22 protein-coding genes are annotated in these 24,259 nt (G+C 54.6%); 13 read left to right on the top strand and 9 right to left on the bottom strand.

From position 1 onward, the window contains the following. Positions 1–63 precede the first annotated feature (63 nt). Positions 64–1,608: a hydroxymethylglutaryl-coenzyme A reductase family protein gene (locus J0A66_RS16080; RefSeq protein ID WP_206574868.1), complete on the bottom strand. Its 1,545-nt coding sequence runs from the start codon at positions 1,606–1,608 to the stop codon at positions 64–66. Between the two features lie 168 nt (positions 1,609–1,776). On the opposite strand from J0A66_RS16080, the gene J0A66_RS16075 reads away from it, so the two are divergent. Further along, positions 1,777–2,499 carry a hypothetical protein gene (locus J0A66_RS16075; protein ID WP_206574867.1) on the top strand — a complete coding sequence of 241 codons (723 nt, stop codon included), beginning with the start codon at positions 1,777–1,779 and terminating at the stop codon, positions 2,497–2,499. Positions 2,500–2,506: 7 nt separating this feature from the next. On the opposite strand, the gene J0A66_RS16070 is transcribed toward J0A66_RS16075, so the two are convergent. The 4 genes from J0A66_RS16070 to J0A66_RS16055 form a co-directional block, all read right to left on the bottom strand. Continuing rightward, entirely contained in the window at positions 2,507–2,821 is a 315-nt protein-coding gene (locus J0A66_RS16070) for a DUF4156 domain-containing protein (protein ID WP_206574866.1), read from the bottom strand. Positions 2,822–2,833: 12 nt separating this feature from the next. Further along, on the bottom strand, positions 2,834–4,309 hold the full coding sequence (locus J0A66_RS16065) for a wax ester/triacylglycerol synthase domain-containing protein (protein ID WP_206574865.1): 1,476 nt from the start codon (positions 4,307–4,309) through the stop codon (positions 2,834–2,836). Then, complete coding sequence (locus J0A66_RS16060) at positions 4,306–4,965, bottom strand: TetR/AcrR family transcriptional regulator (RefSeq protein ID WP_206574864.1); 660 nt, start codon at positions 4,963–4,965, stop codon at positions 4,306–4,308. The genes J0A66_RS16065 and J0A66_RS16060 overlap by 4 nt, the downstream gene beginning before the upstream one ends. Positions 4,966–5,034: 69 nt before the next feature. Further along, the gene (locus J0A66_RS16055; RefSeq protein WP_206574863.1) at positions 5,035–5,898 is read right to left on the bottom strand and encodes a TraB/GumN family protein; all 864 of its coding nucleotides are present in this window, start codon (positions 5,896–5,898) and stop codon (positions 5,035–5,037) included. A gap of 188 nt (positions 5,899–6,086) precedes the next feature. On the opposite strand from J0A66_RS16055, the gene J0A66_RS16050 reads away from it, so the two are divergent. Next, the gene (locus tag J0A66_RS16050; protein WP_206574862.1) at positions 6,087–6,791 is read left to right on the top strand and encodes a hypothetical protein; all 705 of its coding nucleotides are present in this window, start codon (positions 6,087–6,089) and stop codon (positions 6,789–6,791) included. A 5-nt stretch (positions 6,792–6,796) separates the two neighbouring features. On the opposite strand, the gene J0A66_RS16045 is transcribed toward J0A66_RS16050, so the two are convergent. After that, the gene (locus J0A66_RS16045) at positions 6,797–8,011 is read right to left on the bottom strand and encodes a DUF445 domain-containing protein (RefSeq protein WP_206574861.1); all 1,215 of its coding nucleotides are present in this window, start codon (positions 8,009–8,011) and stop codon (positions 6,797–6,799) included. Between the two features lie 241 nt (positions 8,012–8,252). Between J0A66_RS16045 and J0A66_RS16040 the strand changes: the two genes are divergently transcribed. Next, positions 8,253–9,731, top strand: coding sequence for a DUF3336 domain-containing protein (locus tag J0A66_RS16040; protein WP_206574860.1), 1,479 nt, complete (start codon positions 8,253–8,255; stop codon positions 9,729–9,731). A gap of 79 nt (positions 9,732–9,810) precedes the next feature. Here the strand turns inward: J0A66_RS16040 and J0A66_RS16035 are convergent, their stop codons facing one another. After that, positions 9,811–10,368: a hypothetical protein gene (locus J0A66_RS16035; RefSeq protein WP_206574859.1), complete on the bottom strand. Its 558-nt coding sequence runs from the start codon at positions 10,366–10,368 to the stop codon at positions 9,811–9,813. Between the two features lie 119 nt (positions 10,369–10,487). Then, on the bottom strand, positions 10,488–10,853 hold the full coding sequence (locus tag J0A66_RS16030) for a phasin-related domain-containing protein (RefSeq protein ID WP_206574858.1): 366 nt from the start codon (positions 10,851–10,853) through the stop codon (positions 10,488–10,490). Between the two features lie 379 nt (positions 10,854–11,232). Here J0A66_RS16030 and J0A66_RS16025 point away from each other — a divergent pair, with 379 nt between their 5' ends. The 10 genes from J0A66_RS16025 to J0A66_RS15980 all read left to right on the top strand — a co-directional run bounded on the left by J0A66_RS16025 (position 11,233) and on the right by J0A66_RS15980 (position 23,354). Beyond that, a complete protein-coding gene (locus J0A66_RS16025) occupies positions 11,233–12,189 on the top strand; it encodes an AAA family ATPase (protein ID WP_206574857.1) in 957 nt (318 codons plus the stop codon). A 32-nt stretch (positions 12,190–12,221) separates the two neighbouring features. Then, positions 12,222–13,172, top strand: a complete 951-nt coding sequence (locus tag J0A66_RS16020; RefSeq protein WP_206574856.1) for a DUF58 domain-containing protein — start codon at positions 12,222–12,224, stop codon at positions 13,170–13,172. After that, positions 13,169–13,663, top strand: coding sequence for a DUF4381 domain-containing protein (locus tag J0A66_RS16015; protein ID WP_206574855.1), 495 nt, complete (start codon positions 13,169–13,171; stop codon positions 13,661–13,663). The genes J0A66_RS16020 and J0A66_RS16015 overlap by 4 nt, the downstream gene beginning before the upstream one ends. Beyond that, a complete protein-coding gene (locus J0A66_RS16010; RefSeq protein WP_206574854.1) occupies positions 13,656–14,657 on the top strand; it encodes a vWA domain-containing protein in 1,002 nt (333 codons plus the stop codon). The genes J0A66_RS16015 and J0A66_RS16010 overlap by 8 nt, the downstream gene beginning before the upstream one ends. Beyond that, positions 14,657–16,450 carry a VWA domain-containing protein gene (locus J0A66_RS16005; RefSeq protein ID WP_206574853.1) on the top strand — a complete coding sequence of 598 codons (1,794 nt, stop codon included), beginning with the start codon at positions 14,657–14,659 and terminating at the stop codon, positions 16,448–16,450. The genes J0A66_RS16010 and J0A66_RS16005 overlap by 1 nt, the downstream gene beginning before the upstream one ends. Further along, positions 16,450–18,180, top strand: coding sequence for a BatD family protein (locus J0A66_RS16000; RefSeq protein ID WP_206574852.1), 1,731 nt, complete (start codon positions 16,450–16,452; stop codon positions 18,178–18,180). The genes J0A66_RS16005 and J0A66_RS16000 overlap by 1 nt, the downstream gene beginning before the upstream one ends. A gap of 24 nt (positions 18,181–18,204) precedes the next feature. Continuing rightward, positions 18,205–20,040, top strand: a complete 1,836-nt coding sequence (locus J0A66_RS15995; protein WP_206574851.1) for a DUF885 domain-containing protein — start codon at positions 18,205–18,207, stop codon at positions 20,038–20,040. Positions 20,041–20,316: 276 nt separating this feature from the next. After that, positions 20,317–20,874, top strand: coding sequence for a sigma-70 family RNA polymerase sigma factor (locus J0A66_RS15990; protein WP_206574850.1), 558 nt, complete (start codon positions 20,317–20,319; stop codon positions 20,872–20,874). Next, positions 20,840–21,568: a DUF3379 family protein gene (locus tag J0A66_RS15985; RefSeq protein ID WP_206574849.1), complete on the top strand. Its 729-nt coding sequence runs from the start codon at positions 20,840–20,842 to the stop codon at positions 21,566–21,568. The genes J0A66_RS15990 and J0A66_RS15985 overlap by 35 nt, the downstream gene beginning before the upstream one ends. A 364-nt stretch (positions 21,569–21,932) precedes the next feature. Continuing rightward, positions 21,933–23,354: an MATE family efflux transporter gene (locus J0A66_RS15980; protein ID WP_206574848.1), complete on the top strand. Its 1,422-nt coding sequence runs from the start codon at positions 21,933–21,935 to the stop codon at positions 23,352–23,354. A 45-nt stretch (positions 23,355–23,399) separates the two neighbouring features. On the opposite strand, the gene J0A66_RS15975 is transcribed toward J0A66_RS15980, so the two are convergent. After that, positions 23,400–24,059 carry a hypothetical protein gene (locus J0A66_RS15975; protein WP_206574847.1) on the bottom strand — a complete coding sequence of 220 codons (660 nt, stop codon included), beginning with the start codon at positions 24,057–24,059 and terminating at the stop codon, positions 23,400–23,402. Positions 24,060–24,259 lie beyond the last annotated feature (200 nt).

Genomic DNA, 24,259 nt, shown 5'->3' with positions numbered 1-24,259 from the left:
TGGCCTTAGGATGACAAGGCGACGGACAGAAAACGCCTGTCGCCGAGTCGCAGTTACCTGGTGTCAGCGGTTTCGGCCGTATTGTTCGTGAGACGAAACCCAGTCAGAGGACGAGATTGCAGAAGCCAGAGAGATCTCTCCGGCCAGGGCCACCGCGCCGACTATCTCGGCAAACTTCATCACCTTGTCTCGGCCATAGCAGCCCATAAGCTCCAGACATTCTTTTTGTGTTCCAATGCCTGTGCCGCCTCCATAGGATGCAACAATCAAAGAGGGAATGGTCAGGGACAGGTACAGATCTCCATCCTCGGTGAGTTCGGAATACAGGATCCCGGCTGAAGACTCAGACACATTGGCCACATCCTGGCCGGTGGCAATAAACATGGCCGTAATGCCATTGGGCGAATGCAGGCCGGTATTATTGACACCCGAGAGGAATGATCCGACCCCCGCCACCCGGCCGTGGTAATCGATCTGTCTTGGGTCGACGCGCATGACCTGCAGCAGATGCTCACGCTTAATGGTCACCTCAGCGGTCACGCGCTTGCCACGGGTGCGCATAATATTGATTTGAGAGGCCTTTTTATCCGTAGCAAAATTGGACTCCAGGTAAAAATTCTTGATGCCCTGATAATGATCCAATATCCAGCCGCAGGCGGCAAAGGTGGCTCTGCCGACCATGTTCTGCCCCGCCGCATCGCCGGTCTTGAAGTTGAAACGCAAAAAAGCAAACTTATTCGACAGAAAGTGATCGATATAGGTGAGCCTGGCCACTGACGAGGTCGCTTCAGCCTCAGATCGTATCTGCTCCATATTCAGCTTGATCCACTCGACAAAATCCCTCGCACCCCGGGCGTCTTCAAACACAAACACCGGCGCCCGCTGCATGGCATCATCCACCACCGTGCTCTTGACCCCGCCACTCATATTCAGCAATTTCATGCCCCGGTTGTAAGAGGCCACCAAAGTGCCTTCGGTGGTGGCCATCGGTACCATGAATTCACCCTGGGCATGCTCGCCCAGGATCCTGAAGGGTCCGGCGATACCTATGGGAACCTGGGCCACCCCGATGAAATGCTCTATGTTACCCTGCAGGGTATGGGGATCGATGGAGTACTGCCCCACATGGTTGATCTTGCCACCTGAAAATTGTTCAAAATACTGCTGGCGCTTCTTGATGATCTCTTCACCGTAATCGTCCAATTCGTCTCGTGGGATCTTATTGGAGGGCGCCTTCTCATCGGTAACCACATCTTCCACCTCAAATTTCAATGTACCGAAAGGTGAAACCTTGAAGCTGATCTGGATCTCATGTTTTTCCTTCGGCAGAGGCTGGCAGTTTTCAATAAAGACAAACAGAGTGCTTCTTAGTGGAAACTCATGATTGGACTGTTCATTGAACTCCCCCAGGCTGAGCTTCTGACCATCAGCCAGTTGCAGTGAAATCTTGTTGCTCGGCACAACCTGTTTGTCTATGCGTATTTCCAGCACTTCCTTGACTTGCGCATCCTTGAGACGGTTCTTCAGCGAAAAGCGCACCCCATTGCCCAGGTTGGTGAGGCTGCCGCGATTGTAAAGTTGCTTGAGTAGAATGCTTGGGATAAACATAATACGGACCTTCCCCTGTTGTTGTTATGGTCAGTCGGTGGTCATAGCCAGCCGGTAAGCAAGTTACAATATTGTTGATAAAATGCTAAAAAGCCAGAGTTTATTGCCTGTTTTCCAAGCAATAACAGCAGCTTAAATCAATCCCTCTATCAGCTACGGAGAAGCCCATTGCCCCACCCCCTCAGTTGGATCAGCCGGTTGCAATACTTCTTTATGACCTGCCTGGTAAAATGGAAGCGTTTGCGCCACTTCAGCCTGGACGAGCAGGAGCTGAATGAGCTGCTGACTCCCGGCTTACCCCTCGAACTGCTGTTGGAGGTGCCGGCCGGCAAAGGCCTGCTGAAAATTTTGAAGGCGAAACTGGCCCTTAGGTCCAACGACATACAGTTGGAACTGTATTGCGACCTGAAACTGGATGTGATGGCCAACCGGCTTTATCAGGCACACCTTCGCGTACTGGTCGGCGCCAGGCCAGAATTCAACCGGAGTAGTCGCTCCCTGCGCCCGACCGATATTCAAATAGACACCATTCAACTTATCCAGGACGATTATCTGCTGTTAAAGGACGGAAGAAACCTGTTGAGCCGCATTCTGCCGGGCTCAGTAGGCAATCTGCTCAACTCAACCCTGGGCAATGCCCTGGATCTTCTTTCCCAGGGTGGCATCTATGCGGATCTGCGGGACTATCTGCAGCTCTACCTTTCTGGCAGTAAGCAGCGGGTGCTGGATTACCATAAAAATCAGATTGAGAATCAACTGGCACAGACGCTCAGTCAGGGCAAACTGGAGTACCGGCTGGATGAAACCTCACTGGATGAACGTTTGTTTGCCGAACTGGGTCAGAAGGTGGAAGTGAAAGAGGGACGATTGCTGTTTATTTTTCACCCCTGACTCACCCTCAGGAGTGGGGGCACAGGTAGACAAAGTACTGTCGGCTGCCATGGCGAATTTCACTGGCCGCAAGCAGGCCGTTGCCCCCCAGTTTCAGTGCTTCATTGCGGGCCAGGGTCAGCAGCTCCGCCGCCACTTTTTCCTCGTCACGTTCAAAAAAGGCGATTTTATCTGTGACCTGTGCATTCGCCTGCCCCAGCTTCTTGCACTGGGCTGCCTCTGTGCTGGACAACAGCCTGATTTGTTCTGTCCCTGGCTGGGATTCAACCGAGGTACAGCCGAAGATTGCTAGCACGGAAAGACTGATTGCCAAGTTACGCATATTCTGTGGCTCCTAATGAGATTGTTGAACAGGGGTGTCATGATCCTGGGGCGGATCGTCATCCACTACCGACTTGATATCCTCATCAACCCGTTCGCCGATATCGGCAATGGTCAGTGACGGATCGTCCGCACATTTTTCCAGCATATCGAAGGCGTCGTTGAAATAACCGGCCATTTTCTCCAGGGAATCGATGTGGGTGTTGCAGCAGACCAGCCCAATATTGGCGGTCTGGTCATAGGTCAGCAGTGTAATATTAACGCCCCCTCCTGGCGTAATGGTGGAGATAGGATAGGCTGCAAGCAGCCTGGCATCTTTCAGATAACGGGTCTGCTGGGGACCAGGCACATTGGAGATCAGGATATTGGCGATGGGGCGAAACCAGTCGGATATGTGCAGCAGTTCAAAAACCAATGCCACCGACTGAATCAGAATGGTGTAGTAGCTGAAGGCACCCGGTTCCGAGCGCTTGGCCGCATTCTTGACGATACGATGATTCTCGATGATCTGCCGAAGACGCAGATAGGGATCCATCTCTCCGTGCGCCAGGCGCACCGGCACAATGGCAATCTTGTTTCCCGAGCTGTGCTCGCCGGGTTTTCGCAGGTTTATGGGCATATTGGTATACAGGGCACGCTTGAAACTGTGGCCGTAGTCATGCAGGAACCTGTGCACACCGATATCAAAACAACAAAGCAATATTTCATTGGCAGAGGCTCGCATACGTTTTGCCAGCGCCTGCACGCGTTTGAAATCCAGATCTGTGGTGGCCACCACCCTGCCCCGTCTTACCTGGCCGGTCAGCACCGTCTTGGTGCCGGAAAAAGGCACCGGCATGTAATGACTATTGATCCGCAGCAGTTTGACGAGCAGCCGGAAAAGGATCCAGCACAAGTCCACCACCGTCAGGGTAAAGTGCCATAACTGTGAAAACAGGCTGTGGAACCATTTACCCCGTGGTTTATCCCGAAAAGGCTTGGGCACCGCCCATACTGGGGAGAATCCGTGAGCTTGAGGAGATTCCAGATAGCCTGCCTGAAACCAGCGCAGCAGCGCCGCCCCATCTCCATACATATGGTGAATTTTCACGTAGATAGCGAACTGATTACCCTGGCGGCTTTTAATCAGATGGTACTGCCAAAGCGGTTTGTCCCTGTCCAGACAGGGCTCGTGCAATCTGGCGACAAACTGGTTGAGCTGGGATTTGTCCCTCACATCCTCAATCTGGTGGCACTGCACGTGGTACTGCATATCCAGACTGTCGGCCAGTTTCAGGGACAAAGGAAAACGCCAGAAAGAGTTCACTACGGTATTGAAGGGACTGGTGGGCTGATCAAATCCCCGCAATTCATCCACCAGTCGGTCCAGATACTGCCCATCTGCACTCCCGGGCAGTTCAAGCAGTTGCAGACAGGCCACGTGTTTGGGATTGTCCTGTGACTCTGTGATCCAGAATGCCCGATCCAAAAAACTAATCTTGCGCGTCATTCGGCATCACTCCCGCTGGGTTGGCCAAACTGTCCTGCCTGGATCCAATGTTCCAACTCGGCCAGTTGCGCCTGTCCGGCATCCATGTGAGGCTTGAGCAGAAACAGCAATACCATCAGGGTCTTCTGGCTGAATGTCGTGCTGTCCACGGACTGGCCCTTGAGCAGATAATAGTTGGCGGCTTGGCTGAATACCAAGCCCAACTGTTCGGCAAGCAGGGGCAATTGTTGCGCGGCCAGAGTCAGGCTGCCCGAACCTTGAAACTGACTCAGCAACGCCAGCAAGGCGTCTTCCATGTTCTGGATAAGTGCCTTGAAGCTGCGGGCCAGCTCCGGATATTTCTCCATCAGATCAGCCGGATTGCGATACAAAAACCTGAAGGTGGCGATGGCATCCAGCAGCAGATAAAGGAAATAAAAGAACTCTTCGAGGGTAAACTGATGATCAGGTGCAGCCAGCAGCCGTTTTAGCTGTTGGCGGTACATATCAAACAGCGCCAGCACGATCACTTCCTTGCCCTTGAAGTGGTAATAGAGATTACCCGGACTGATATCCAGTTCCAGTGCAATATCGACACTGGTTACCGAGGCTTCACCATGCTGGTTGAACAGCTCAAGGCTGGTAAGCAGGATCCGTTCTGCAGTTTTATTGGCCACGCCTGATCCCGATACGGAGCGATTAAAAGCCAGACTACCTGTAACTGTGGGTTATTTAAACTGCCGGAATCAAATTTTCTCCACCTGATAACCCAAGTCAGACAATTCAGCCAGCAGTCCCACCTCCCCCACCAGATGCAACGCCCCTACCAGCACCAGTTCCACCTGTGGAGTGTCCAGCATCTGCCTTAACTGGGGCAGCCAGAGCTGATTCCTGTCGACCATCAGGGTCTGATACAACTCAGGGTAGTCCTCCTTCATGGGGCGCAGTCCCTGGTCGTCAAGGGCGTCGAGATCCGCCTGCCGCCAAGCCTCCTGAAGGGAGGTCAGTATGGTGGGCAATTCCTGCAGTTCCTCCAGGGTGTACTTCACCCAGGCTTCTTTCTGCCCTTCACCAAGACTCAGCAGGTACGCCAGTTGCTGTTCGGGTGTCTCAAGAAAGCCCAGATTTTTGTTCTCCCTATGGGCCTGTTCCAGGTAGAACTGATCCACTCCCTGCTGATCAAAGCCCAGGCGGCGCATTTCCAGCATCGACAGGGTCAGCACCAGAAATGAGATTTTGAACCGGGCGACCGATGCATAAGGCAGCTGACGACTGTCCAGGTGTGCTTGCAACGACTGCAAAGTCTCGCTGCCGAGCACATCTGACAGAGTCTTCCCTTCAGGCAGTTGCATGCGCTGCATCATCTGTTGCTGGAAGGATGGCTCGGAAAAGCTGCGCAAATCCGTTTCAAAGACCAGGGTGCCGGCCTCCTGATAGGCCCTGTCGAAACCTGATGGCAATGGATAGTCCTGCCTCGTCAGGAGGTGCAGCGTACCGGCTAGATAGAGATGCGAGTCCCCCTTGCTGATCTTCCAAACCGGCCCCTCTGCCCGGACGGTATTGCTGAAAAGAATACTAATACTGACGAGAAATACTGTAACGGCTTTCATCCACTTTCCCTGCGCTGAAAAACAGGCAACTTAACCACCCTCCCCCATGCTGGCAACTGTTATTTTCATTCGCAGCCGCATAGGCAGTCCGGTCAGATACAATTTGTAGCCGCGTATTTAACATTTGATACAGCAAAGCACAGGGTCAGCTCTCTACCATGCAGTAAAACCAACCATCAGGAACTCCCATGAGTAAACCTATTGCCATTGCACTTTTGACCTGTCTGGGCTTGTCCGCCTGCCAACTGGACTTAGGCAGCGACGATGACGGTAACCGCGACAAGGCGCTGAACTTTGACTTTGAACAGACCAGCCACGGCTGGATGGCCGGCTTTTCGGATTACCCTGCAGACAACGCAGACTCCTATGAACTTGAATCCGGACTGAAGACATTGCCAACCGACAGTCAGAAGCAGGGGTTCATGCTGTCGGGAATGAACCGCAGCGATGATCTTTTTATGTACATCAAAGGCAAGGTCACCGGCCTGGAGCCCAGCACCCGCTATATTGCCACACTGGATATGACCTTTTTGTCCAACGCCGGTGAGGACTGTGTGGGAGTCGGCGGGGCGCCGGGCGAATCTGTGTATGTGAAGTTCGGCTTTGGCGAAAACGAACCACGGCAGGTCGACTACTACCTGAATCTGGACAAAGGCAATCAGTCAAACGGCGGCCAGAATGCCAACGTAATAGGCAATGTGGCTGCCGAGCACAGCGATTGCAGTGGAGAGGTATTTGCCAGCAAGCGTCTGCAGACCACCAGCCAGAACCGCCTGGAGTTCACCTCGACCGCCGAGGGGAGCATCTGGCTGTTTATTGGCACCGATTCAGGTTACGAAGGGCTGACGACTGTCTACATCGACAGCCTGGGTATGGCCCTTCTGCGCAAATAGACTTATTACAGGCCGCCGAAGACAAAGTACAACTGGGCAAACCCGGCGGCCATCCCCAGCAACGCCCCCACGACAATAAGCTTCCATTCATCCTGCTTGTAGGCTGGCCTCAGAACACCTTCAAACTCCTCAGGACTGAGGGCTTCCATCTTCTGGCGCAGATCGCTGCCAATACTCAGGGCCTGGTTCGCATAGCCATGGGCATAATGGAGAAATTTGTCCGAGTCATCAAACAGGCGCTTGATGGCCAGTTCCTTCATGGCGAAATAGTCCTTCGAGCCCACCGACAGGGCAAAATAGGGCTGCGCTACCGCCACATAGCGCTCGATGGCGTCATTCACGTGCAGTTCAATGAGTTCCAGCAATTGCGCCGAGCCGGAGCCCTTTAGGATGGCGCGGGTAATACTTTGTGAATTGAGCAGTTTCTTCTCAATAATTTCAGCGTACACACGTGACACTTCTTTTTGCCGCTTGAGAAACATGCCCTGGATGGTAAAGCCCCCTACTTTGGTGGGACGCTTGGGCTCGAAGATAATCTTGATGGCGATCCAGTTGGTGGCGTAACCGACAATTAATCCTCCAAGGGGCAGGATCCACCAGTTCTGCATGTAGTGCCAGATAAACATGGTGGGCAGACCGAACAGGAAACCGAAATACAGACCAGAACGCTCGATGAAAGGAAACTCCTTGGCGCCGGACTTGAGAAAAATCTCATTGATAAGTTCAGGATCATCAGCCAGGTGCTCAATGACCAGCTCACGAATATCCAGTATTTCGCCGATATTCTGCTGGAAATCCCGCACCATCTTAGCCACCACATTGGGAATGTCCATTTCAATGCGCTGGTAAACCAGGTTCTTGCCCTGCACCGGTAACGCAGACCAGAGGGTGGGAGCCGACTCCTGCATTACTTCATTGACGATGCGTCTGAGTACCTGCTTGAGTCGCCGCTCGATGGCCAGGGTCAACTGCACCGCATCCAGGCGGTTAACGATCTCTTCAACGCTGAGCAACTTGCCCAGCACCAGTTCCACCTCGATCTCGGCCATTTTACGCCGCTTGGCCGGGATCAGGCCCTGCCAGCCCAGAAAAGGCCGAATGCCGACAAACTCCAGCGGATAGAACATCATTTTAACCGCCAGGAAATTGGTAAACCAGCCCACTAAGGCACTGATCAGCGGGATCGACAGCAACGTCAGAGTGTGAAGGTTCCATTCCATATCAGTGTGTTGGGGCCTGTTGTTGTGGATTCTGGCGGCTTGAAATCAGGCTAACCAGAGAAGTTAGAATGGTCAATCTAAAAACTCCGGCGGTTTCAGGGCCATGCAACCAAATGACGCCGGCGCACTCCAAAGCATTGGAATTAGGTTGCCGTTTCAAATTTTTTAGCATTTGATCAGGGTATCATTTATCCGTCCTCTGTGCTGGCAGAAGCGGAATCAGTCTATCAGGGTGCAGTAGGTGGCAAACAAGAAACAACTCAATCAGTTAGAGCTTGCGATCGAAAATGCGGAAAGTTACACCGAGTTTCTGCAGGCCAGTCTCGCCCATGACGAGCTATCCGGAGCCGAAGAATGGAAAGCCGAGGACAAGTCCCCCGACTATGACTACAGGCTGATCCAGAAACGGGTGCAGCGCATCAAGACTGCCAAAGCCAATCAGGACGCAGCCGGTCTCATGTTTATCCTGCACGAGGGGATCCACGGTAATCTGGCCAATATTTCCAATCCACTGCTGGGCAATCATGCCAAAGTCGGCACCAAGTACCTGATTCAGGAATTTCTCGATGAGGTCTGCTCAGCCCTGGAATTTATCTACAACGCCGATGAGAAGGACATCGACTTTCATGAGAAGTTGTCATTCTTTGAAGAAACCAGCTACGCCTATGGCCAGAGTTGTCTGATGCTGAGCGGGGGAGCTGGCCTTGGCTTCTTTCATTGTGGGGTGGTCCGCTCCTTGCTGGAACATGAGCTGCTGCCCAATGTGATCTCAGGGGCCAGTGCCGGCTCCATTGTCGCCGCATTGGCTGCGACACGTTCCGATGACCAGTTGGGTGAGATGCTATCGGCCGAAGCCATCTTCGAGCGCTTCAACAAATGGAGCATGTGGCGCGGTCCCGGTAAGGGTTCCTGGCTGGACAGCACCAATCTTGAAAATGCCCTGATTGAACTCTTTGACCTGGTGACGTTCGAGGATGCCTACCGACTGACCGGGCGTCATGTGACCATTACCGTATCACCGGCCGATCTGCATCAGTATTCCAGACTGCTCAATACCAAAACTTCCCCCAATGCCATCATTACCCAGGCGGTTCGGGCTTCCTGCGCCATTCCACTGGTGTTCGCACCGGTTCAGCTCAAAGCCCGCAACCAGGCGGGGGATATTGTGCCTTACATCCCCAACCGCAAGTTTGCCGACGGCTCGCTGATGGCAGATTTACCCTTTACACGCCTGGCCAGATTGTACGGAGTGAATCACAGTATTGTCAGCCAGACCAATCCCCTGGCGGTCCCTTTCCTGTCCAGGCGCAAACAGCACAGTAAAGGGCTGCTGGCCCTGACCAAGCGGCACCTGACCAATCTGGCCAAGAGCAACAGCATCTATGCCTTTGATGTGTTGGAAAATATGGTACCGGGCAAAGCGGCCAAACTGGGCATACACAAGTTGCGTTCCATTATTGACCAGCAATATGTAGGCGACGTGAATATCCTGCCACAGCGCAACCTCAGCAGTCTGAAATACCTGCTGGCCAATCCCAGTGAACAGAGCATCAGAGATTTGATAAAAAGCGGTGAAAGGGCCACCTGGTCACAGCTCGACCTGATCAAACGCAGCACGCAGATAAGCAAGCATTTCCGCCACTACCTGACGCTGCTCAAGGCCCGGGAAGCCCGGATTCTGTCAAGCCATCCTGAGAAACTGCGACTGGTCAGCGGCTGATCCCGGATGAGCGAGCTGACGGGGCAAGTAATACCAATAAAAAAACCGGGCTCTGGCCCGGTCCTGACTTCCTGTCTGTCTAATTTTTTGTCGCCGTGCTGCTGGCACCCTTGCGCTGGGCAGTTGTCTTGCGCCTGGTGCTGGCCGGCGCAGCGTTTTGCTTAGACGCAGGGGCCCCCGTCCCTTCCTTGGCCTCAACAGCGGGTTTGGCCGAGGTGGACTGAGAGCGAGCGGCAGTGCGACGGGTCGCCGGTTTCTTGGTGTTTTCAGCAGGCACCTGGCTGGTTGCCGCCTCGACCCGCTTGATACGTTCTGCTTCCACCGCCACCAGCTTATCCAGCAATTTCAGCGTTTCATCCAGCCTCTCGGTGACCTGCTCCAATTCATCCTGCCCCGGGGCCAGACGATGGCGTATGGCTGCAATGCGCTGGTTAAGCCACTGGGGCAACTGGAAACGCTCTTTCAATGTATCCTCGACCTGAATACCGCGTTCGATCAAGGCACTGAAGGTATGATTTGCGTCATCCGCAAATTGATCCAGGCTCTGGGCAGTGGCCTCTTTGCCTTTGCCCACCGTGCCAAGGCCAGCCAGCCAGGTCTTACGGCCAGTCTGTTCAATTTTTTTGATGTCTTTCATGCTGCTCTCCTTATACCAGTCAGATTAATCGTTAGTGCGCATGAGCACCGAGTGATTAGATGATGAGCGCCAGAGCTGTCCGGAAAAACACAGCCTGGTTAAAGACCAGGCCGTCACTGTCAGGCTTTAACCTTTTTCTCGGCCAGCTTGGCCACTGCCAGGGTCAGGGCATCAATCTTGGCTGACAGCTCATCGACTTTCTGCTCCATTTCCGGCTTGTCCAGGCCCAGCTTTTTGCGTACTTCGGCAACGCGGGCTTCGACATTGGTCTTTTCCTTGATCTTGTCTTTGGTTTCGGCTTCAATCTTGCTGCCTTTTTCCACCAGCTCATCGAATACTTTGGAGGCGTCAGTGTTCAGTTTTTCGTAGCGCCCCTGCACCTCGTCGATGCTCTTGCCGTAGGCACCCAGGCCGGCCAGCCAGATCTTACGGGCGAAGTCTTCCGCATCGTTTACTTTGCTTTTGATAGCGTCAAATTTAGTCATGCTGTTGCTCCTGGTTTGGTTGACGCTGACAAGATTACGCAAAGGGTTTAGAAAGCGCATACTAATTAACCAACTCAATGAATAAAGTTATCCTTTGCAAGCTAACCTATTGTTAAAAAAGGAAATATAGATCCACATTATGGGCACTGCCGATGGTTCCAACTCTGTCAGACGGATTACCGCAGGTGTCTGCTCTGTCACTGGCAGGATTCTGTAACATTGTATTTCGGTCAGGGAACCCTATATAGACATGAACCTCAAAGGGATTCATTCTTGCTCGCGGCCAAGTGGCCGGATTGACTGGGCTTTTTTCCACAGGAATGATTCCCGGTCGCAGTTATGGTCGCCCTGGTGACCCAATCAGATTAATGGAAGGACAATGGCAGCCGAACAATTCAAACAACTACAGGCCTATCTCGATTCCCAGGTCCTGGGTCAGTCCACCCTTACCCGCAATATTCTTATTGCCCTGCTGGCCGACGGCCATTTGCTGGTGGAAGGTCCGCCGGGCCTGGCCAAGACCCGCGCCGTCAATGCGCTGGCCAAGGGAATTGAGGGAGATTTTCACCGGGTGCAGTTTACCCCGGACTTGTTGCCGGCAGATCTGACCGGTACCGACATCTACCGGCCGGAAGATGGCAGCTTCGCCTTCCAACAGGGTCCACTATTCCACAATCTGGTGCTGGCGGATGAGATTAACCGCGCCCCGGCCAAGGTCCAGTCTGCGTTGTTGGAGGCCATGGCTGAACGGCAGATTACGGTGGGCAACCGGACCTATCCCCTGCCCGAACTGTTTCTGGTTATGGCCACGCAGAACCCCATTGAGCAGGAAGGAACCTATCCCCTGCCGGAGGCCCAGTTGGATCGCTTCCTGATGCATCTGGAAATAGATTACCCTGGGGCGGATACCGAGTTGTCTATCTTGCGCCTGACTCGCAACGAGGCCCTGCACCAACAACAGGTATCGCCTCCCAATCTCAGTCAGCAGGATATTTTTGCCGCCCGGGCGGCCATACTGAAAATCCATCTGGCCGAAGCGCTGGAACAGTATCTGGTGCAACTTATTATCGCTACCCGCAAACCCGCAGCGCTGGATAAGAATCTGGCCAACTGGATCGAGTATGGCGCCAGCCCCAGGGCTACCATCGCCCTGGATCGATGCGCCCGGGCCCATGCCTGGCTATCGGGACGGGATTTTGTCGGACCGGATGATATCCAGGCCGTGTTTCACAATGTTCTCAGGCATCGACTGCTACTCAGTTACGACGCCGAAGCCGAAGGGATCAGCTGCAACCAGGTTCTGGACCGGATTCTGGAACTGGTACCGGTACCCTGACCTTGTCTGTCGGGAACCTGAAAGTGGGCAGTATGCAATCTCACACGCAAGAGGATGTGGCGCATTGGCTTAAAACACACCACAGTGACGGTGTCCATTTGGCCGTAAGCGAGCTTCTGTATTATCAGTCCAAGACCAGTCTGTTGGATTTGTCCCCTGGTAAGACCATTCAGGCCAAACTGGCAGGGACTTATCTGGCAAAAACCAAGGGCCGGGGCATGGAGTTTGATGAGGCCCGCCACTATCAGCCAGGGGACGATATTCGCGCCATCGACTGGCGGGTCACGGCAAGGACGGGAAAGACCCACACCAAATTGTACCGGGAAGAGAAGGAGCGGCCCGTCTTTGTGCTGACCGATCTGTCAGCGGATATGCACTTTGGCACCCGTTTTTTGTTCAAGTCTGTGCAAGCGGCGCACCTGACCGCCCTGATTGCCTGGTCGGCGCGCAAACGCGGAGATCGCATCGGCGGACTGATCTATAACCAGGACCAACACCTGGAGTTCAAGCCCCTGACCCGGCAAAAAGCGGTACTAACTTTGCTCAAGGGCCTGATGCAGTTGCATCAGCCCCAGCCGGACAAGCCCCAGACACTGAACTTCGCCGATGCCTGTGCCAGACTCAGGCGCCTGGCCCGGCCTGGCAGCCTGATCTTCCTGGTCAGTGACTTTGGTCAGTTGGATGAATCCGCCAAACAGCATTTGTTCCGCCTGTCCAGGCATTGTGAACTGGTGGCTTACCCCATCAGCGACCCTTTCGAGCATGCCCTGCCCAGCGTCCGCGTTCCTCAGGAGGTCAGCGTCACGGACGGCCGGCAAACCCGTTCGCTGGTGCTGGGCGAGAAGCGCCTCGCACAAAACTATCAGCAGGTCCATGAACAAAAACAATCACAGATGATCAGTCTTCTAAAACAATGTCGATGCCAGGTACTGCCAATCTCCAGCGCCCTGCCCCTGGAACTGCAATTGGGAAACAGGATATGAGCCCGCTCGAACAACTCAGGGACATTCACCTGCCCGAGGCCGTGGACGCCTGGCCTCCCGCGTATGGCTGGTGGTTACTGGCGCTGCTGATCCTCGGCCTGCTGTTCTTTTCCTTTATCGCGCTGAAACGCCGCCGCAGACAGCGGCTGGCTACCCGTCAGGCCCTTGAGGAACTGGAGCAGATCGATTACCAGCGGCCGGACTGGCCGGCACAAGTCAATGGGCTGCTCAAACGGCTGACGATCAGCTATCTGCCCAGGGAGAGCAGCGCTTCGTTGCATGATCAGGCCTGGCTGGCTTTTCTTGCCCGTCTGCTGCCGAAAAAACGCCGCGAAGATTTTATACAAGGCTATCGTCCTTTGCTGGCAAGCCTCTATCGTCCTGAGTCCGCCGCACTGGATGCCAGGGCAAGCCGTGAACTGGTCAGAAACTGGATCAGACAGGCCTTGCCGGTAAAAACCTCCAGGCTCGAGGAGGACCTCCATGTTTGAATTTGCCTGGTGGTGGGCACTGGTGCTGCTGCCCCTGCCTTTGCTGATCCGACTGATGCCTGCCAGACAACGCGCCCAGAGCGCAGCTCTCAGGGTGCCAAAGGTGGGCCAGGAATTCTCAGTGTCTGAACAAAAAGTGGCGTCCAATCGTGGCCGGCTGTTGCTGGCGAGTCTGGCCTGGCTTTGCCTGATTCTCGCTGCCGCACGCCCGCAATGGCTGGGGGAACCGGTGAATGTACCGGCCGAAGGCCGGGATCTGATGATTGCGGTAGACCTGTCCGGCAGTATGAAAGTGGAAGACATGCAGGTGAACGGTCGCCAGGCTGACCGGCTGATGATGATCAAGCATGTGCTGGGCGACTTTATTGAGCGCCGCATAGGCGACAGGCTGGGACTGATCCTATTTGCCGACACAGCCTATCTGCAGGCCCCCCTGACCTACGATCGGGAGACAGTCGCCCAGCTACTGGATGAGGCGGTCATCGGCCTGGTCGGTGAACAGACCGCCATAGGCGATGCCATCGGTCTGGCGGTAAAACGTTTCGAGACGCGCAAGGATTCCAACAAGGTGTTGATTCTGCTCACCGATGGTCAGAATACCGCGGGCAATATTTCTCCCAAGCAGGCTAACGAACTGGCCGTTGCCCATGACGTGACCATCTACACCATAGGCGTGGGTGCGGACCAGATGCTGGTACAGAGCTTTTTCGGCAACCGCCGGGTCAACCCTTCTCAGGAACTGGACGAGGAAATGCTCACCACCCTGGCACAAAGCACCGGCGGCCAGTACTTCCGTGCCAGGGATACGCAAAGCCTGGAAGCCATCTATGCCAGGCTCGACGAGCTGGAGCCGGTGGAACGGGAAAGCCGTCAGATGCGCCCCCAAAGTGCGCTGTTTTTCTATCCGTTGGCGACCGGGTTGTTGCTCAGTGTACTGATTTGCCTGCCTTCCCTGTTCAGTTGGTGGTCTGTGAGCAGGAGAAAAGCCCTGTGATGGACTTCAGTCAATTTCATTTTTTGCGCCCAGGCTGGCTGCTGATATTGATTCCGTTATTACTGCTGCTCTGGTCCATCCGCTATCTCAATCGCCATCAGTCGGGTTGGCAGGGGGTCCTGGCCGGCCACCTTTACAAGCAGCTTGTCACTGCCGATGGGGCCGCCCGTGGACGCCCCCCCCTGTTCCTGCTGGCGTTAGGCTGGTTGCTGGCCACCCTTGCCCTGGCCGGCCCAACCTGGGAACGGTTACCCCAGCCGGTCTATCAGCTGCATACCGGTAAGGTGGTGGTGATGGATATGTCCCTGTCCATGCGCGCCACCGATCTGACGCCGGACAGACTGACCCGTGCCCGCTACAAGGCCATGGACCTTATCGAGGCTATTGCCGAGGGAGAAACGGGCCTGGTGGCCTATGCCGGCGACGCGTTTGTCATCAGCCCCCTGAGCACAGACGGTCAGACCCTGGCCAGCCTGGTACCCTCCCTGTCCCCTGAAATCATGCCGGTACAGGGCAGCGAACCGGAGCTGGGCCTGGCGCTGGCCGTGGAACTGCTGGCCAATGCCGGCTATCAGCAGGGCGAGATTTTCTGGCTGACTGACGGAGTGGAACCCAGCCAGGTGGCGCCTATCAGTCAGTTGATCAGTGCCAGTCCTTACCGCCTGTCCATCCTGGCGGTCGGCACCGAAGCGGGTGCTCCAATCAAACTGGCCAACGGTGAACTGATGAAAGACAGCAGCGGCTCTATCGTGGTGCCTCGCCTGGATGAAGCCAATTTGCGCCTGCTCGCGCAAAAGGGCGGTGGTCGTTATGCTCCCTTGCAGGCCAGTGACAGGGATATTGACTATCTGGTCAGCCAGGACTTGCTCTCCAGGGACACCCAGGAGGGAGAACAGCAACAAGGCGGCGACCAGTGGCGCGAAGCCGGTCCCTATCTGCTGTTGCTGCTGGTTCCACTGGCCGCCTATGCCTTTCGTAAGGGGATACTGAGTCTACTGTTTACCGGCTTGTTGTTATCCTTCATGCACAGCCCCAAAGCACAGGCAAGCTGGTGGGACGACCTGTGGCAACGACCCGACCAGCAGGGTCAACAGGCTTTTGCGCAGGAACAATACCTACAGGCCGCCAAATCTTTTGACGACCCGCTCTGGCAGGGCAGCGCCCATTACCGGGCCGGTGACTACGAAGCCGCCCTTGATAGCTGGTCGCAAGTGGATTCTGTGCAGTCCTGGTATAACCAGGGCAATGCCCTGGCCCGTCTTGGCGAACTGGACAAGGCCATCGCCGCCTACGACAAGGTGCTGGAACAGCAACCTGAGCACAGCGATGCCAAGGCCAACAAAGCCTTACTGGAGCAGATGCAGCAGAAACAAAAACAGGATCAGCAGCAAAATCAGCAACAGTCTGAGCAGCAGCAACAGGATGGTGAACAGAACCAACCAAACCAGGACGGACAAAACAGTCAGGGAGAAGGGACCCAGGATCAGCAACCAAATGACCCACAGCAAAGTGAACAGCCCGAAGGGGGTGATCAGCAGGAGGCCGAGCAGAAACAACCAGAGGAACAGCAGATCCAACAGTCGTTAGATGAAGAGCAGCAGGGAGAACAGCAACAGGCCGAGGCTCAGGAAGCGCAGATGAGTGAACAGGAGCGGGAAGAGCAACAGCGTTTGCAGAACCTGTTGCGTAAGGTTCCGGATGATCCGGCTTACCTGCTTAAGCGCAAAATGATGCTGGAACATCAGCAGCGCAGACGCCAATCCCTACCCAATCAGTTGCAAAGGAACTGGTAATGCAGATGAATGTGAAAATCTATTCCCGTCTACTCACTCAGGCCATAGGCTTGTTATGCCTGGCCTTCAGCACAGCGTTGTATGCCGATGTCACCGAAGTCACGGCCTCGGTGGACAAGAATCCCGCCATGGTAGATGAAGGCATTGTCCTGACGGTGACCGCCAATGACGCGGTGGACAATAATCTGTTCGATCCGTCTCCTTTGCTGAAGGACTTTGTAACAGGAAGGACCTCGGTCAGCACGCAGACAAAAATCGTCAATTTCGACATGACCCGCACCACCACCTGGACCACCCATCTGATTCCCCGACAGCCTGGCCGTTATCAGATCCCCAGCTTTGAGATCCAGGGCCAAAAAAGTCAGCCCATCAGCCTGACCGTGTTGCCGGTCAGCCAGGCCACCCGTAACCAGAGCCGGGAAATCTTTATCACCACCGAGACAGATCTCAAGCAGGTCCACGTGCAGCAACAGATTCATTATCGCGTCAAACTGCACCTGGCCCGAGATCTTCAGCGCGGCAGTCTGGCAGCCCCCAAACTCAGCGGTGCCGATATTCGCCAGGTAGGCAAGGACAAGGAGTACTCGGAGATTATTGACGGTCAGCGTTACCGTATTATCGAACGACGCTTTGCCATTATCCCCCACTCCAGCGGTCAGTTTCAGATTGAAGGCCCCCTGTTTGAGGGCGAAGTCATAGAGCGGAACAATCAGTCGTTCGGATTTTTCAATCAAACCCGTACCATAACCCGTGCAGGTCCGGATATTGAGGTGGAGGTTCTGCCCGTTCCGGCTAACTACCCCCACCACTGGTTGCCCAGCGAATATGTGGAACTGCATGAGGAGTGGCAATCGGCCGGTCAGGCTATCAGGGTGGGAGAGCCCGTTACCCGCACACTGACGCTGACAGCCCTTGGGGTCACGGAGGAGCAATTGCCTGAGCTTGCCAGCGACTATCCGGATTCGGTCAAGACCTATCCGGATCAGGCCAACAACAGTGCCGTGGAAAAGGACGAGACACTGGTGGCCCAACGGGTCGAGTCCATCGCCATCATTCCATCCCGGGCCGGAAAGCTTGAATTGCCGGCAGTCAGGGTGCCCTGGTTCAACATTGTCACCAAAAAGACAGAGTACGCCACTGTGCCGGCCAAGACACTGGAAGTCCTGCCCGCGCTGCCTGGCAGTAATACTCTGGGGAGCATTCCGCCGGCGACAGAGCCGCCAGCCTCCCAGGCAGAAGAAGGCTCGGAGTCTGACAGGAACACTTCACTGCCAGCGACAAAGAGCTCTTCATGGTGGTCCGTCAGCAGTTACCTGCTGCTCGTCCTGTGGCTGTTGACCCTGTTCGCCTGGTGGTGGCAGAGTCACAGCAGGGGATCGAAAGCGGCCAGAACAGCAGCAACAGACTCGCTGCCGGCCGAAGAAGAACAATTGTGGAACAAACTGTACAAGGCCGTCAGAAGCCAGGATGCCCAGGCAACACTGGAGTATCTGCCTGCCTGGCTGGGCCGGATCCTGGACAACGGCGGCAGTCTGGCAGACTGCCAGCAACAGCTTGGCGATGCAGAGTTGAATGAGGCGATAAACCAGTTGATGGCCAGTCGCTTCGGCAGGCATCAGTCCGGATGGCAAGCCGGGCAGCTTGCGCAAGTGCTCAAACGCCTGCGCCAGGCCAGCAAACAAGGCAAGCCACGGGTCGGCACCCAGCTTTTGTCCCTGAAACTAGAATAACGATAAAGACAACAGAGGATTACCATGCAACACAACAGACTTTTTCAGGCCAGCCTCATTGCCCTGGCCATCAGCGCCTGCAGCCCGGCACCACAAACTCAGCAAGCCGAATCGGCAGCCGTACAAGAGACTCAGCAGAGTGAGTCGCAACGGCTGGCTGCCTTCTTCGAACAAAGTTTCGAGCAGGATCTCAAGCGATCACCAATGTACCAAAGCTATCTGGGCCTGAAATGGGATTATGGCGAGTGGGACGATGTATCTGAACAGGATAATGAAGAAACCGCCGCCCTGATGCGCGAGCGCCTGGCTCAGATTAATCAGTTTGACACCAGTAAGCTGAACGCCCAGGAAAGACTCAGCCACCATATCTACAAAGTAGATCTGGAACGCCGCCTGGCCAACGATTCTTTCCGTCACCACAGCTATATCATGGATCAGTTCCGCGCCTGGCATACCACGGTGCCCAGTTTCCTGATCAATATTCACCGGGTCAATGAACTGTCAGATGCCGAAGCCTATGTTTCGCGCCTGGAAGGGGTCGATACCCTGTTCAATCAGGTCATCGAACAATTGAAGATCCGCGAGGAACTAGGGGTGTTTCCACCGAAGTGGTCTTACGATCAGATGATTGCGGCCTCACACAATGTGATTAGCGGCGCCCCATTTACTGAAGGCGAAGAGACGTCCACCATCTGGGAAGACTTCCAGGCCAAAGTGGCGAAACTGGAAATGGATGCGGCCCAGAAGGAAGACCTGCTGACCCGCGCTAAGGGCGCATTGCTGACGTCGGTCAAACCAGCCTATGAAGCCCTGATTGCAGAACTCGAATACCAGCGCGAGCTGTCTCCCGAAGGTGACGGCGTGTGGCGCCTGCCCGATGGCGACAAATGGTACCAGAACCGTCTTGCCTGGTTTACCACCACCGACCTGAATGCCAACGAAGTCCATCAACTGGGGCTGGACAATGTTCAGCGCATTCACCAGCAAATGCGCGATATTATGAACAAGGTCGGTTTCGACGGCACCTTGCAGGAATTCTTCCAGTTCATGCGCACCGATGAGCAGTTTTACTATCCCAGCACCGAGGAAGGACGTGAGCGGTATCTGACTGAAGCCAGGGCTTTTATTGACCAGATGCGCCAGCGTATCCCGGAGTATTTCGGACTGCTGCCCGAGGCTGAAATGATCGTGAAGCGGGTCGAACCGTTCCGGGAACAGTCAGCCGGCAAAGCCTTCTATCAGAGTCCGGCCAAGGACGGTTCTCGCCCCGGTACCTACTATGCCAACCTTTATAACATGCAGGACATGCCTATCTATCAGATGGAAGCCCTGGCCTATCATGAGGGGATCCCGGGACACCATATGCAGCGCGCCATTGCCCAGGAACTGGAAGGCATTCCTGAATTCCAGAAATATGTGTCCTTTACCGCTTATACGGAAGGATGGGGTCTGTACACCGAAGAACTGGCCAAGGACATGGGTTTCTACAAAGACCCCTACTCCGACTTCGGTCGCCTGGCCATGGAGCTGTGGCGGGCCTGTCGACTGGTGGTGGACACCGGCCTCCATGATAAGAAGTGGAGCCGTGAACAGGCAATCCAGTATCTGCTGGACAATACGCCCAATTCCGAGGGCGACTCCACCAAAGCCATTGAGCGTTATATCGCCATGCCCGGCCAGGCTACGGCCTATATGGTCGGTAAGCTGAAGATCATGGAACTGCGCCAGTACGCCATGGATGAACTTGGCGACAAGTTTGACTATAAGGGCTTCCATGATGAAGTACTCAAGGACGGCCCGGTGCCTTTGAACATGCTGGAAGACAAGATTACGGCCTGGGTCAGGTCAGTAAAAGGCTGACCATAGTTTCAGCGTTATCGCCGTTCCTGCGCATCCCTGCGCCCACGGCATACGACCGCCAAGGATGGCGGAAGTGCAGAAAACTCAGGGAGACGGTTTTCTGCCCGTTCATCCTGAACATCGCCGTTCCTGCGCGTCCTGCGCCCACGGCATACCCTTCATCCTGAACATAAAGTCCGGTTTTTACCGGGCTTTTTTGTTGCGGCAACTGGGCTTAGAATGGTCCATCGCAATAAGAAGTGGCCCGACCCTTCTTTGACAGGGGTTCACACCTGCATGTTTTCACGAAAGCAAAAGTCTACAGCCACGGTCTGTGCTGACATGACAAATAAAAACAAACGTTATGAAGCGCTGGTTCAGGCGCTGCATGGCGACATTTACCGGTATGCCTACTGGCTGGTGGGGAACAAAGCCGTGGCCGAGGACATAGTGCAGGAAACCTTTCTGCGGGCCTGGAAGTCGCTCGACTCCCTCAAGGATGAGAAGGCCGCCAAGTCCTGGCTGATCACTATACTTCGGCGCGAAAATGCCCGTCGGTTCGAGCGTAAACAGTTCGATCTGGTGGAATTTGAAGACATGAACATCGCCGATGACAGTCCCGACAACGAAGACGTCCTGCAACAGAGGGAATTACACCGCCTGATGGCATCTTTGACCCAGGAGTACCGGGAACCGCTGGTACTGCAGGTATTGTTTGGCTTCAGCGGCCAGGAAATCGCAGAACAGCTGGCACTGAACAAGAACACCGTGATGACCCGGCTGTTCCGGGCCAGAAATCAGATAAAAGAGGCTTTAGAGAGTGCAGAGCAAACCCGAGGACGCCGAAATGGATGATTTACAGTTCCGCCGTACCATTTACGCTAACCCTCATGCCAATGACGAGCAACTGAAACAGGCAGCCAGTCAGGATCCGGCCAGACAGCAGTTCTGGAACGAAATGAAATCGCTTGAAAATAATATTGAGCAAAGCGTCAAAGTGCCGGTGCCGGACGGGCTGGCACAAAGACTCTTGCTGCGTCAGTCCATGGCCCAGTACCAACAGCACAGGCAGCGCCGGCGCTGGACTCTGGCGGTGGCCGCCTCCGTGCTTTTTACCTTTGGACTCAGCTTTACCCTCTGGCAACACAGGGATATCAACCTGGCTGAACATGCCCTGGCCCATGTCTATCATGAAGAGGGCGCCATGTTCGTGGATGAGGGCCTCAGCCTGGAACAGGTGAATGCCAAACTGGCGAGCTTTGGTGGTCGGTTCACCGCAGATATCGGCAAGGTCTATTATGCGAATTTCTGCGACTTTCGCAGTGTCAAAAGTCTGCATATGGTGCTGGACACCCCACAGGGTAAAGTGACCCTGTTTGTGGTGCCCCACCAGGACAATTTTTTCTTGCAGGAAGAGTTCAGTGATCAGCAATACGAAGGCCGGGCTATGGCGTTGCAACAGGCCAGTCTGATTCTGGTAGGCGAACAGGGCCAGCCACTGGAGACACTGCAGGAAAGCCTCCGACATAAAGTCCAGTTTTCTGTCTGAAAGTCCCTGGCCGGCAATCCGCGGTCAGGGCCTGATAGCATTTTTTAACAAATTACCCTAATCCCAGGATTGACAACCCGCCAACCGGGTGGAAAACTGAACGTCCACTTCTTACCGGGGACAGACCAATGAACAATTCAGCCCTTGCCTGCATTGCTGTTATTGCCGTCGCTGTCCCGGTCCTGCTGATTCGTTGCCGACCCGGCAGCTGACAGACCGGGATTCTCCCGACAAAACAATCACTTATTAATAGTTAAACGGCCTTCTGGCCAGTTTTATCCTGACAGGTATTCGCCTGCCCGCAGTTCGTCTTCCGATCCTGCCCGAGGCTGGCCTGTTTCAGGTTTTGCAAGGAATCATCCAGATGATGGAACAAACACAAGCTCGTCCGTCTTTTCGTGTACTGCTTCGCCAGGCGCTGAAAGGCGATATGAATTATGACTTTACCAAAGGCTCTATCGGCGTGGCGGCCTTTCTGCTGGCGGTGCCCATGGTATTGGAAATGGCCATGGAGTCCATTTTCGCCGTGGTGGATATCTTCTTTGTCTCCTCGCTGGGACTCGAAGCAGTTGCTGTAGTCGGATTGACCGAGGCGGTACTGACCATACTGTACGCCGTGGCCATCGGCCTGAGCATGGGCGTGACCGCCATGGTCGCCAGGCGAATTGGCGAAGGCAATGCCGCCCTTGCCAACAGGATCGCAGGTCAGGCCCTGTGGGTTGGCATGCTGGTCTCAGCGTTGGTGGCCTTTATCGGTTTGATGTATGCCGAAGATATCCTGCGCCTGATGGGCGCCGAGGGAGCCGTATTGGCCATGGGAGCGGACTATACACAGATCATGCTGTGCGGCTCCATCAGCATTCTGTACCTGTTTCTGATCAACGCTATTTTCCGTGGCGCCGGGGATGCCTCGGTGGCCATGCGCTCCCTGTGGCTGGCCAATGGTCTGAATATTGTGCTGGACCCACTGCTGATATACGGCATCGGTCCCTTTCCGGAAATGGGCGTGACCGGAGCAGCAGTCGCCACAACCATTGGCCGGGGCGTAGGCGTGATTTATCAGCTCTATCATCTGCGTGGACATCTGCACCGTCAGATCAGCCGTATTCGTGTGGGATTGGCTGAACTGAAGCCGGATATAGCCCTGATGGGTCAGTTGGTAAAAGTCAGCACCGGCGGCATCCTGCAATTTCTGATTGCCACCGCCAGTTGGGTCGCGCTGGTGCGTATCGTCTCCACCTACGGCAGCGCCGCGGTGGCGGGTTATACCATTGCTATCCGGGTGGTCATCTTCACCATTCTTCCGGCTTGGGGCATGAGTAACGCAGTGGCCACCCTGGTAGGTCAGAATCTGGGTGCGGGCCAGCCTGATCGGGCCGAACAATCGGTCTGGCGTGTGGCACGATACAACCTGTATTTTATGCTGAGCGTGGCGGTCATCTTCGTCCTGTTTGCCGAGGAGATTATCGGTTTTTTCAGCCAGGATCCGGCTGTGCTCCGGGACGGTGTCAACTGCCTGCGATTTATCGCTTACGGTTACGGATTCTATGGGATTGGTATGATAGTCGTGCAAGCGTTTAATGGGGCTGGCGATACCATGACGCCGACCCGAATCAACTTCTTCTGCTATTGGCTGCTACAGATTCCGCTGGCCTACTGGCTGGCCAAGTACCTGGCCTTGGGCACCACTGGCGTCTTCCTGGCCATTACCATTGCCGAATCGTTGCTGGCCGTGGTCGGCATCTGGCTGTTCAGACGGGGACACTGGAAGAACAGGTTAGTATAAAAAAAGGGGGCAGATTGGCTGCCCCCTTTTTTTAACAAATGCCGGTTATGAGGCATCCATGCCATTCTTCTTGGTCTTATCTTTATGCAAGGTAGTGACAACACTGGCCATCAGCTCGTTATTCTCGAAAACATCGATGTCCAGTTCCCCAACCACCTGTACATAGTCACCTTTATTCAGCTTCTGAAAGCCTTTGTTGTCCAGCGGGTTGTAAATCATTTCACTGGTATCTATCTGCATCTTACGGTTACCCGTATCGATAGTGAATTCCCGACCACTGATACTGGTGATGTTACCGCGCAATTGCATGCTGTTGTCGATATAGACGGGGGTAACAATCGGAACCGCCATGCTTTCCTCATCGACATCGTTGGCATAAAAGTACGTGTTCAGATCCTTTACATAGACACTGCCGGCTTCAACCGAGGTGGTTTCGTACAGATCATCATCCACCTGACCGTTAACCGTTACCTCATCGCCGGCCAGAATAGGGTAAGCATCCCCATACCAGTCCCAGTCATCCATCTCCACCGTGACAATACCCTTGCCATAGTCCAGCTCGAAGCTGTCGGCCCCCGCCGTCACCACAGTGCCGTTCAGGCTTATCCAACTGCCGTCCAGTTTCTGATAAGGATCCTGGGCCATCGCCGGTGCCACCACAACCGACATTAAGGCCAGGCTGAGTATCTTTGACAATTTAAACATATCGTCCTCTCCTTCTTGTTGGTTTGTGCACGCATTTTCAACTCACAGGTGTGCATTGGCCTGCGCCGGCAGAGACCAGACTGTGTTCAGTAATGAGCCACACCAAGAAAAACGGCCTCTGCTCAGCTATTTGATTGATAAGTATAGCAATTTTCTGCCAACTCCAAGTGAACGTCAGATGAACGGCGGAATTTTTTCAT

It is taken from the genome of Bowmanella dokdonensis, from assembly GCF_017254865.1.
In the GTDB taxonomy this organism is placed as follows: domain Bacteria; phylum Pseudomonadota; class Gammaproteobacteria; order Enterobacterales; family Alteromonadaceae; genus Bowmanella; species Bowmanella dokdonensis.
The sequence above is the reverse complement of the archived record's forward strand: the minus strand, read 5'-3'. Positions and strand labels throughout refer to the sequence as shown.

What these genes read in the sequence shown, in the direction of transcription:
- J0A66_RS16080 (WP_206574868.1), bottom strand. Translation starts at nt 1,608, where the DNA reads ATGTTTATCCCAAGCATTCTACTCAAGCAACTTTACAATCGCGGCAGC.
- J0A66_RS16070 (WP_206574866.1), bottom strand. Translation starts at nt 2,821, where the DNA reads ATGCGTAACTTGGCAATCAGTCTTTCCGTGCTAGCAATCTTCGGCTGT.
- J0A66_RS16065 (WP_206574865.1), bottom strand. Translation starts at nt 4,309, where the DNA reads ATGACGCGCAAGATTAGTTTTTTGGATCGGGCATTCTGGATCACAGAG.
- J0A66_RS16055 (WP_206574863.1), bottom strand. Translation starts at nt 5,898, where the DNA reads ATGAAAGCCGTTACAGTATTTCTCGTCAGTATTAGTATTCTTTTCAGC.
- J0A66_RS16050 (WP_206574862.1), top strand. Translation starts at nt 6,087, where the DNA reads ATGAGTAAACCTATTGCCATTGCACTTTTGACCTGTCTGGGCTTGTCC.
- J0A66_RS16045 (WP_206574861.1), bottom strand. Translation starts at nt 8,011, where the DNA reads ATGGAATGGAACCTTCACACTCTGACGTTGCTGTCGATCCCGCTGATC.
- J0A66_RS16035 (WP_206574859.1), bottom strand. Translation starts at nt 10,368, where the DNA reads ATGAAAGACATCAAAAAAATTGAACAGACTGGCCGTAAGACCTGGCTG.
- J0A66_RS16030 (WP_206574858.1), bottom strand. Translation starts at nt 10,853, where the DNA reads ATGACTAAATTTGACGCTATCAAAAGCAAAGTAAACGATGCGGAAGAC.
- J0A66_RS16025 (WP_206574857.1), top strand. Translation starts at nt 11,233, where the DNA reads ATGGCAGCCGAACAATTCAAACAACTACAGGCCTATCTCGATTCCCAG.
- J0A66_RS16020 (WP_206574856.1), top strand. Translation starts at nt 12,222, where the DNA reads ATGCAATCTCACACGCAAGAGGATGTGGCGCATTGGCTTAAAACACAC.
- J0A66_RS16015 (WP_206574855.1), top strand. Translation starts at nt 13,169, where the DNA reads ATGAGCCCGCTCGAACAACTCAGGGACATTCACCTGCCCGAGGCCGTG.
- J0A66_RS16010 (WP_206574854.1), top strand. Translation starts at nt 13,656, where the DNA reads ATGTTTGAATTTGCCTGGTGGTGGGCACTGGTGCTGCTGCCCCTGCCT.
- J0A66_RS16005 (WP_206574853.1), top strand. Translation starts at nt 14,657, where the DNA reads ATGGACTTCAGTCAATTTCATTTTTTGCGCCCAGGCTGGCTGCTGATA.
- J0A66_RS16000 (WP_206574852.1), top strand. Translation starts at nt 16,450, where the DNA reads ATGCAGATGAATGTGAAAATCTATTCCCGTCTACTCACTCAGGCCATA.
- J0A66_RS15995 (WP_206574851.1), top strand. Translation starts at nt 18,205, where the DNA reads ATGCAACACAACAGACTTTTTCAGGCCAGCCTCATTGCCCTGGCCATC.
- J0A66_RS15990 (WP_206574850.1), top strand. Translation starts at nt 20,317, where the DNA reads ATGTTTTCACGAAAGCAAAAGTCTACAGCCACGGTCTGTGCTGACATG.
- J0A66_RS15980 (WP_206574848.1), top strand. Translation starts at nt 21,933, where the DNA reads ATGATGGAACAAACACAAGCTCGTCCGTCTTTTCGTGTACTGCTTCGC.
- J0A66_RS15975 (WP_206574847.1), bottom strand. Translation starts at nt 24,059, where the DNA reads ATGTTTAAATTGTCAAAGATACTCAGCCTGGCCTTAATGTCGGTTGTG.